This is a genomic window from Bradyrhizobium sp. (assembly GCF_049798375.1).
Classification (GTDB): domain Bacteria; phylum Pseudomonadota; class Alphaproteobacteria; order Rhizobiales; family Xanthobacteraceae; genus Bradyrhizobium.
This window is the reverse complement of sequence record NZ_JBARGP010000037.1, coordinates 1-2,748: the sequence shown is the minus strand read 5'-3', so window position 1 is coordinate 2,748 and position 2,748 is coordinate 1. Positions and strand designations below refer to the sequence as shown.

At 65.4% G+C, this 2,748-nt stretch carries 2 protein-coding genes and 1 pseudogene; 1 reads left to right on the top strand and 2 read right to left on the bottom strand.

What is annotated here, in order from left to right:
• A partial coding sequence (locus WA702_RS01230) for a LysR substrate-binding domain-containing protein (protein ID WP_425108702.1) occupies positions 1–498 on the top strand: 498 nt, incomplete at its 5' end.
• Positions 499–763: 265 nt separating this feature from the next.
• Here WA702_RS01230 and pdeM read toward each other — a convergent pair.
• Entirely contained in the window at positions 764–1,435 is a 672-nt protein-coding gene (gene pdeM, locus WA702_RS01225) for a ligase-associated DNA damage response endonuclease PdeM (protein WP_425108703.1), read from the bottom strand.
• Between the two features lie 60 nt (positions 1,436–1,495).
• Positions 1,496–2,748, bottom strand: a pseudogene (locus WA702_RS01220) (DNA ligase-associated DEXH box helicase); the annotation flags it as partial.

Genomic DNA, 2,748 nt, shown 5'->3' with positions numbered 1-2,748 from the left:
GTGCGCGCCGACCAGAGCATCAACCTGAAGCGCGATCTCGACCGTGGCGATCTCGATCTCGCCTTGCATAAACGCAGTGCCGGCGAAGGCGGCGCGATCGCGGCCTGGCCAGAGCAGGTCTCGTGGGTGTCCAGCCGCAGCCATCCCGTCGATCTCAATTGCGCGTCGCTGCCGCTGATCGGCTTTCCGGCCGGCTGCCTGTATCGGGCGCGTGCCATCCATTCCCTGGAAATGGCCGCGCGCGCCTGGCACATGGCCTATACGTCATCGAGCCTCGCCGGGATCCAGGCCGCGGTCGCCGCCGGCATGGGCATCAGCATCCTGTCCGACATGGCGATCCAGGCCGATCACCGCGTGCTCACCGCAGCCGAAGGCTTTGCCCCGATCGAGCGCACCGAGCTGGCGCTGGTCGCCTCGCCCGATGCCAGCCCCGCGACGCTGCGGCTCGCCGAGCGGTTGGCGGAGTTTTGCGAGAAGGTGCAGGCGAAGGCGGCTTAGTTTTCGGGCAAACGCTCTCTGGCCGTCATTGCGAGGAGCCGAAGGCGACGAAACAATCCAGACTTTCTTCCTGACTCTGGATTGCTTCCGCCGTCGCCCTGCGGGCTATGGCGGACACGTCGCTTCGCTCGCAATGACGGAAACACGTACGTAGGGTGGGCAAAGACGCGCAGCGTCGTGCCCACCATCGGTCAGCAGAGTGCGGTGAAAATGGTGGGCATGCTCCGCTTTGCCCACCCTACAAGCTTAGTAATTCCAAGTCAGCTCAGTAACACCGCGCCGCGGCGATGCTGTGCAGTTTGCGGTCGCCGAGCACATGGGCGACGAACGAGCGTTGCGGAAAGATCTTTGCGAAGGCGGCGTCTCGCACGCTCAGCCCACCCGTGTAGGCACCGAAGGCCGGCATGATGGCGCGGTCGCCGTCGGAGACGAAGCAGCGCCGTTCCAGCATGCGCGCGCGGGTCGCCACCCTCGCCTTCGGATGCAGATGGCCGGCGATCTCGCCACGTTCCCCGGTCGGCTCATGGCGGAAGGTGATGGCGCCGATCGCGATGATGTCGGCGACCGTGCCGCCGAGATCGCGCGGCAGCGCCGGATCATGGTTGCCCGAGATCCAGATCCAGTCGCGTCCGGTCTGCAGCGCGGCAAGCTGCGCGCGGTCCGCGTCCGACAACCGCGTATGCGCATCGCGATCATGAAAGCTGTCGCCGAGGGCGATCACGATACGCGGATTGTGGCGCGTAATGACGGAGGCGAGCCGGTTGAGCGTTGCGACAGTGTCGAACGGCGGCAGCAAGGTGCCGCGCTTGGCAAAGCTTGAACCCTTCTCCAGATGCAGGTCGGAAACGACCAGCAGGCGTTGGTCCTCCCACAGCAGCGCGCCGGAGAGGTCGGCGAGGAGCGTCGCGCCGACGAGATCGAATTCGGCATCGCCAATGAGGCCGACGCTTGACGATGTTGATGGATCAGTGCCGCGCAAATTCAGCCCGCCGTGTTGCTACCCCATCGCCTCCTTCACCAGATCCTCGGCGGCTTCGGCCAGGAGCTCGTCGGCGGCCTCGCCATAGACCGACTCGCGACCAATTTCCAGCATCACGGGCACCGCGAGCGGCGAGACGTGATCGAGTTCCCGATGGGTGATTCGGCCCTGGATTCGGCCGAGCATATCACCAAGCCGCTTCAGATCGAGCAGCCCAGTGGCGGCATCCGCCCGCGCCGCGCGCAGCAGCATGTGGTCGGGCTGGTGCTTGCGCAGCACGTCGTAGACCAGATCGGTCGAAAACAGCACTTGGCGGCGCGACTTCTCCTCACCGGTGAAGCGGCGCGGAATGAGGCCGGAGATGATGGCGCAGGAGCGGAACGTGCGCTTCATCAGCGCCGATTCGGCGAGCCATGCCTCGAGATCGTCGCCGAGCATGTCCGGATCGAACAGTGCGTTCAAATCGAGTCTGCCGTCACGCACCATCGTCGAGGTGTCGCCCAGCCCCCAGACCGCGATGGCATATTCATTGGCGACGAAGCCGAGCGGCCGCGCGCGTGCCCGTTCCAGCCGGCGCGTCAGCAGCATGCCCAGCGTCTGGTGCGCGAGCCGGCCCTCGAACGGATAACAGACCAGATAATGCTTGTTGGAGCGCGGGAAGGTTTCGACCAGCAGCTCACGCCGCGCCGGCACGCGCGAAAAATCCTTCTGCAGCGCCAGCCAGTCGCGCACCTGCTCCGGCAGTTGCTTCCACGCGCGTGAATCATCGAGCAGGCCGCGCACGCGATCGGCGAGATAGGTGGAGAGCGGGAACTTGCCGCCCATGTAGGACGGCACCTTCGGGTCAGAATCATTGGCGCGCGAGACGTAGACTTGGTCCTCGGCCAGCGCCTCGTAGCGCACGATCTCGCCGCTGAAGACGAAGGTGTCCCCAAGCGTCAGGCCTTCGATGAAGGCCTCCTCGATCTCGCCGAGCAGCCGGCCGCCGCGCGCGATCGCGCTCGCTTTGCCACCGCCGCTGCGCGAACGCACCAGCCGCACCTTCAGCATCGCCTCCTCGACGATGGTGCCGACGTTCAAACGGTAGCTTTGCCGCACTTTGGGATTGGCGACGCGCCAGCGGCCTTCTTTGTCCTGCTTGATGCGCGCGAAGCGCTCATAGGTCTTCAGCGCGTAGCCGCCGGTGGCGACGAAGTCGACGACATCGTCGAAATCGCTGCGTGTCAGGTTGGCATAGGGCGCAGCGGTTTTGACCTCCGCATAAAGTTCCT